The 6,077-nt window shown below is 67.6% G+C and carries 5 protein-coding genes; all 5 read right to left on the bottom strand.

The annotated features are described in order from the left end of the window. Nucleotides 1-170 precede the first annotated feature (170 nt). Nucleotides 171-968, bottom strand: a complete 798-nt coding sequence (gene pgl / locus ACLQ6X_RS00670) for a 6-phosphogluconolactonase (RefSeq protein ID WP_411698235.1) — start codon at nt 966-968, stop codon at nt 171-173. Then, entirely contained in the window at nt 965-1,972 is a 1,008-nt protein-coding gene (locus ACLQ6X_RS00665) for a glucose-6-phosphate dehydrogenase assembly protein OpcA (RefSeq protein WP_411698234.1), read from the bottom strand. The genes pgl and ACLQ6X_RS00665 overlap by 4 nt, the downstream gene beginning before the upstream one ends. Continuing rightward, entirely contained in the window at nt 1,969-3,510 is a 1,542-nt protein-coding gene (zwf, locus tag ACLQ6X_RS00660; protein WP_411698233.1) for a glucose-6-phosphate dehydrogenase, read from the bottom strand. Before zwf ends, ACLQ6X_RS00665 begins: the two co-directional genes overlap by 4 nt. Nucleotides 3,511-3,540: 30 nt before the next feature. After that, on the bottom strand, nt 3,541-5,139 hold the full coding sequence (locus ACLQ6X_RS00655; RefSeq protein ID WP_411698232.1) for a glucose-6-phosphate isomerase: 1,599 nt from the start codon (nt 5,137-5,139) through the stop codon (nt 3,541-3,543). Further along, nucleotides 5,136-6,077, bottom strand: a 942-nt coding sequence (tal, locus tag ACLQ6X_RS00650) for a transaldolase (protein ID WP_411698231.1), incomplete at its 5' end; no start/stop codon positions are given. The genes tal and ACLQ6X_RS00655, both read right to left, overlap by 4 nt.

Genomic DNA, 6,077 nt, shown 5'->3' with positions numbered 1-6,077 from the left:
CACCTGCCAAATGAAGGAGATATGGGGTCTCAGTCACACGTTTGTGCCGATCGTGGGGCCTCGGCGTCGAAATCTCCTTCATTTGGCAGAAGGCAGGCGCTTGGCAGAAGGCAGGCGCGAAAAAAGGCCGGCCCCGGATGATCCGGGGCCGGCCTTTTTCGTCGGTGCTGCTAGTCGGTGGCGTCCGCTGCCGTCCAGAAGATCTCCGTGGCGGTGAGGTTCTCGGGAACCTCGGCCGTGGCTTCCTTGTCGACGTAGTACAGCGTGCTGCGACGTCCCTCGACGCCGGCCGCCGGCACCTCGTTGATGCTCGCACCGGCGAGGCTGAGGCCGAGCGCGGAGGCCTTGTCGGCTCCCGCGAGGACCATCCAGATGCGCGTCGACGAGTTGATCACCGGAAGCGTGAGCGACAGGCGCTCGGGCGGCGGCTTGGGGGCGTTTCGCACGGAGATGACCGTGGCCTCGGTCTCCCGGATGCCGGCCTGCTCGGGGAAGAGCGAGGCGACGTGTCCGTCGGGCCCGACGCCCAGGAAGGTGATGTCGAAACGGGGGAGCGCGGTGCCCTCGACGGCGTGGGCGGCGAGCTCCAGCGCGTAGACGGCTGCCGCGTCATCCAATTCGATGCCCTCTCCCGAAGCGGGGAACGCGTGGATGTTGCCGGCGTCGATCGCGATGTGGTCGAGAAGCGCTTCGCGCGCCTGGGTCTCGTTGCGTTCGGCGTCGCCGCGGGGCAGCCAGCGCTCGTCGCCCCACCAGAAGTGCACTCCCGACCAGTCGATCGTGTCGCGGGCCGGCGACTCGTTGATGGCGCGGAGGACCGCGCTACCCATCGTGCCACCGGTGAGGACGACGGTTGCGTGACCGAACTCGTCGATCAGGTCGACCATCTTCGTCATGAACCTTGCGGCAACTGATGCCGCGAGGGCTGCTTTATCTGGGTGTACAAGCACCCGTCGTCCTACTGTCACGCCGTGGCCACTCCGGTTTCTTCGTCGATCTTCACTGCTGTGATCGTACCCGTGTGCAGGTGCGGAGTGACCTTGCCGAGCTGGCCGAGTCCGCTTTGGATCACGTCTCCGAAGAGATCGTCGGGGTCGAGCCTGCGCAGTTCTTCGGAGAGGCAGTCGCGCAGGCTGCGACGCGGCAGCGAGATGTCGTGCGTCGGCTGGTTCGGCTGGATCAGCGTCGCGACGTTCACGAGGGTGCGTTCCAGCTCGATTTTGCCGCTGGCCCGCTCGAGCACGACGCCCTGGATTCCGCTGGAACCGTGCGACTTGTTCGTGACCTCGAGGTTCACGTCGACCTCGAGCTGCAGCTGCAGCCAGGCGGCGAGCAGCACCGTCGAGGGCGAGTCGGCCGCGCCGTGCACGGTGACGCCCGTGACGGGCTCGTACGGCGGCTGGTCGAGCACGGCGGCGAGCTGGGCGCGCCACAGGGTGAGACGGGTCCAGGCGAAGTCGGTGTCGCCGGGCGCGTACGTCTGGGCGACGTGCACGAGGGCCTGCGCGGGGTTCGAGCTCGAGGCCGCGTCGGTGATGCGGCGCTGGGCGATCACACCGAGGGGCGACTTGGAGGCGTTGGCAGGGGGCACGCCCGGCCACCAGGCCACGACGGGCGCGTCGGGCAGCAGGAGCCCGGTGACGAGCCCCTCCTGGTCGCTCGCGGCATCGCCGTACGCGCGCACGACGATGACCTCGCTCGCGCCGGCGTCGCCGCCCACGCGAATCTGGGCGTCGATGCGCGAGTCGGACGCGTCATCCACACCCTGGCTCGTCGAGATCACGATGACGCGCATCGGGTGCTCGCGCGACGCGTCGTTAGCGGCCTCGATGGCCTCTTCTTCTTCGCCGAGCGTCGTCGAGATGACGAGGGTCAGTACCCGCCCGAGGGCGACGGCGCCGCCCTCTTCGCGGATCTTGACGAGCGTCTTCGAGATCTTGCTGGTCGTTGTGTCGGGAAGGTCGACAATCATGGTCGTCTCCATACTCTGCCGTCGCGGGCTAGAAGGTCGTCTGCGGACTGTGGTCCCCAGGTGCCCGGTCGGTATTGTTCTGGCTGTCCCTGGGTCGCCCAGAATTCCTCGATGGGGTCGAGGATCTTCCAGCTGAGTTCGACCTCTTCGTGGCGGGGGAACAGGGGCGGGTCGCCGAGGAGCACGTCGAGGATGAGTCGCTCGTAGGCCTCGGGGCTGGCTTCGGTGAAGGCGTGGCCGTAGCCGAAGTCCATGGTCACGTCGCGCACCTGCATGGTGGCGCCGGGAACCTTGGAACCGAAGCGGATGGTCACTCCTTCGTCGGGCTGAACGCGGATGACGATGGCGTTCTGGCCGAGGGTGCCGGTCTGGCTCTCCGCGAACAGGTTCTGCGGGGCGCGCTTGAAGACCACGGCGATCTCGGTGACGCGGCGGCCGAGGCGCTTGCCTGCGCGCAGGTAGAAGGGCACACCGGCCCAGCGGCGCGTGCCGATGTCGAGGCGGATGGCCGCGAAGGTCTCGGTGAGCGACTCGGGGTTCATGCCGTCTTCGTCGAGGAAGCCGGCGACCTTCTCGCCGCCCTGCCACCCGCCGGAGTACTGGCCGCGCGCCGTCGAGTTGCTGAGGTCGGCCGGAAGCTTGACTGCCGCGAGAACCTTCTCCTTCTCGGCGCGCAGGTCTGCAGCGTCGAACGAGATGGGCTCTTCCATCGCCGTGAGGGCGAGCAGCTGCAGCAGGTGGTTCTGGATGACGTCGCGAGCCGCACCGATGCCGTCGTAGTACCCGGCACGGCCGCCCACACCGATGTCCTCGGCCATCGTGATCTGCACGTGGTCGATGTAGTTGGCGTTCCAGATCGGCTCGTACATCTCGTTGGCGAAGCGCAGCGCGAGAATGTTCTGCACCGTCTCCTTACCGAGGTAGTGGTCGATGCGGAACACGCTGTCGGGCGGGAAGACGCTCTCGACGACCGCGTTGAGCTCGCGGGCCGTCTTCAGGTCGCTGCCGAAGGGCTTCTCGATGACGACGCGGCGCCAGTGACCGTCCTGCTGCTCGGCCAGTCCCGAGTTACGCAGCTGCTCGGTGACCTGCGGGAACGACTTCGGCGGGATCGACAGGTAGAACGCGTGGTTTCCCATCGTTCCGCGGTCGCGATCGAGTTCTTCGATCGTCTCCTTGAGGCGGTCGAAGGCCTCGGCGTCGTCGAACTCGCCCTGCACAAAACGGATGCCGAGCGCCAACTGGCGCCAGACATCCTCATCGAACGGCGTGCGCGCGTACTGCTTGACGGCCTCGTAGACCTCTTTTTCGAAGTCCTGGTCTTCCCAGTCGCGGCGGGCGAACCCGACCAGCGCGAAGCCGGGGGGAAGCAGGCCGCGGTTGGCGAGGTCGTAGACGGCGGGCATCAGCTTCTTGCGTGACAGGTCGCCCGTCACGCCGAAAATGATGAGTGCGCTCGGACCGGCGATGCGGTTCAGGCGGCGGTCGGAAGGAATCCGCAGGGGATTGAATTCCGGTGTGATATCCACGGGGGACATGCAGCTCCTTGGTGCTTTTACGGGTTGCGACTAGCTCAGCGCTGCGATGAGCGCGGGAAGCTGCGTCGCCGCGTCGGTGAGCGTGAGGGTGAGTACGGGACGGCCGTGGTGGGCGAGCACGCTCGCGTCACCTGCCGCCTGTGCCTGGATGAGCTGTCCGAAGGTGAACGGGCGCTCCGGGATCTCCAGGTCGACGTCCGAGATCTCGGTGATCTGGATGAAGACGCCGACGGCTGGGCCGCCCTTGTGGAACTGGCCGGTCGAGTGCAGGAACCGGGGTCCCCACCCGAAGGTGACGGGGCGTCCGGCGCGGGCCGCGACGAGGTCGCGCGTCGCAGCGAGCTTCGGGTACTTCACGCGGTCCAGGTAGGCCTGGATCGAGACGTAGCCGTCGTCGCCGAGGGTCGAGAGCACGGATGCCACGGCGCCCGCGAGATCGGACACGCCGGTCAGCACGGACTCGGTGCCGCGCACCTCGATGCCGCCGTCGGTGAACGCGGGGGCGACCGGCTCGGGGCGTGCGTCGAGCAGACCGCGGGTCGCGACCTTCGCCGACTCCACGTCGGGCTGGTCGAACGGGTTGATGCCGAGCAGGCGTCCCGCTACGACGACCGCGTACTCCCAGGTGAGCATGAGTGCGCCGAGCGTTCCGGTGATCTCGATGTCGCCCTCGTTGAGGTGCTCGGTGGCCTTGTAGTCGCCGACGAGGCGGATGATCTGCAGGTCGGCGAGGTCCAGGTCGAGCTCGGGAGCGTCGGGGGTGAGAACGACGGGCAGGATGCCCTTGCCGATCTTGCCGGTCGACTCCGCGACGAGCTGCTCGATCCAGTCGCCGAAGCCCACGATGTGGGTTCCGTCGGAGACGATGGCGAGCTTGTCCTTGAGCGGGCGGGTGCCGGCGATCGCCGCACCGAGGATGAGTCCGGGGTTGGACTCGTCGTCGATGGCGAGCGAGTACGACATCGCGTCGGCCTCGTCGAGCAGCTGCTGGATGTCGACGCCGGCGAGACCGGACGGCACGAGGCCGAACGCGGTCAGTGCCGAGTAGCGCCCGCCGACGGTGGGGTCGGCGTTGAAGACGCGGTATCCGTCGGCGCGGGCGGAGACGTCGAGCGGCGAGCCCGGGTCGGTTACCACGACGATGCGGTCGATCGGGTCGATTCCCGCGTCGCGGAAGGCCTTCTCGTAGACGCGCTTCTGGCTGTCGGTCTCGGTGGTCCCGCCGGACTTCGACGAGATGATCACCGCGGTGGTCGCCAGACGGTCAGCGAGCGCTGACCGAACCTGGCTCGGATCGGTCGCATCCAGCACCGTGAGCTCTGCACCCTCGGTCTTCGTGATGACCTCGGGGGCGAGCGACGAGCCGCCCATGCCCCCGAGCACGAAGTGGGTGATGCCGGCCGCGCGGAACCTGTCGCGTAGCGCCAGGATGTCGGGAACCAGGGGAGACGAGACCGTCACGGACTCGGTCCAGCCGAGCCGTTTGCCGGCCTCCTCCTCCGCGTCGGTTCCCCACAGCGTCGAATCGAGGCCCGTGATGCGGCTCGCAACGAGATCGTTGACGAGCTGCGGCACGATGCGGTCGACGGCCTGTTTGGCCGCTCCGCTTACCGCGATTTTTACACTCACTTAGCGGCCTCGAGGGCGGCCGTCACGGTGTCGAGCAGTTCGTTCCAGCTCACGATGAACTTCTCGACGCCCTCCTTCTCGAGCAGTGCGGTCACCTCGTCGTAGGAGATGCCCTGAGCGGCGATGGCGTCGAGCACGGCGTTCGCCGCGGCGTACGAGCCGGTGATCGAGTCGCCGGCGATGACTCCGTGGTCGAACGTCGCCTCGAGGGTCTTCTCGGGCATGGTGTTGACGACCTCGTGGGCGACGAGCTCGACGACGTAGGTGGTGTCGAGCACGGCGGGGTCCTTGACGCCCGTCGATGCCCAGAGGGGGCGCTGCTTGTTCGCGCCGGCGGCGAGCAGAACCTGCGCGCGCTCGGTCGTGAAGGCGGCCTCGAAGACCTCGTAGGCGAGCTGGGCGTTCGCGACGCCGGCCTTGCCCTTGAGGGCCTTGGCCTCGTCGGTTCCGATCGCGTCGAGACGCTTGTCGATCTCGGTGTCGACGCGCGACACGAAGAACGATGCGACCGAGTGGAGCGTCGAGAGGTCGATGCCGGCGGCCTGGGCCTTCTCGAGACCCGACAGGTAGGCGTTGATGACCTCGCGGTAGCGCTCGAGGCTGAAGATCAGGGTGACGTTCACGCTGATTCCCAGTGCGATGGTCTCGGTGATGGCTTCGAGGCCCTCGATGGTCGCCGGGATCTTGATCATCGCGTTCGGGCGGTTGACCTTGTTCCACAGCTGCTGGGCCTGGGCGAGCGTCTTGTCGGCGTCGTGGGCGAAGCCGGGCTCGACCTCGATCGACACGCGGCCGTCGAAGCCGTTGGTGGCGTCGTAGATCGGGCGGAAGATGTCGCAGGCCGCCGCCACGTCGTCGGTGGTGATCTCGAAGACAGCGTCGGTGACGGTGGTGCCGGCGGCGGCCAGCGTGGCCACCTGGGAGGCGTACGCCTCGCC

It is taken from the genome of Conyzicola sp. (genome assembly GCF_046714715.1).
Lineage (GTDB): Bacteria > Actinomycetota > Actinomycetes > Actinomycetales > Microbacteriaceae > Conyzicola.
The sequence above is the reverse complement of the archived record's forward strand: the minus strand, read 5'-3'. Positions and strand labels throughout refer to the sequence as shown.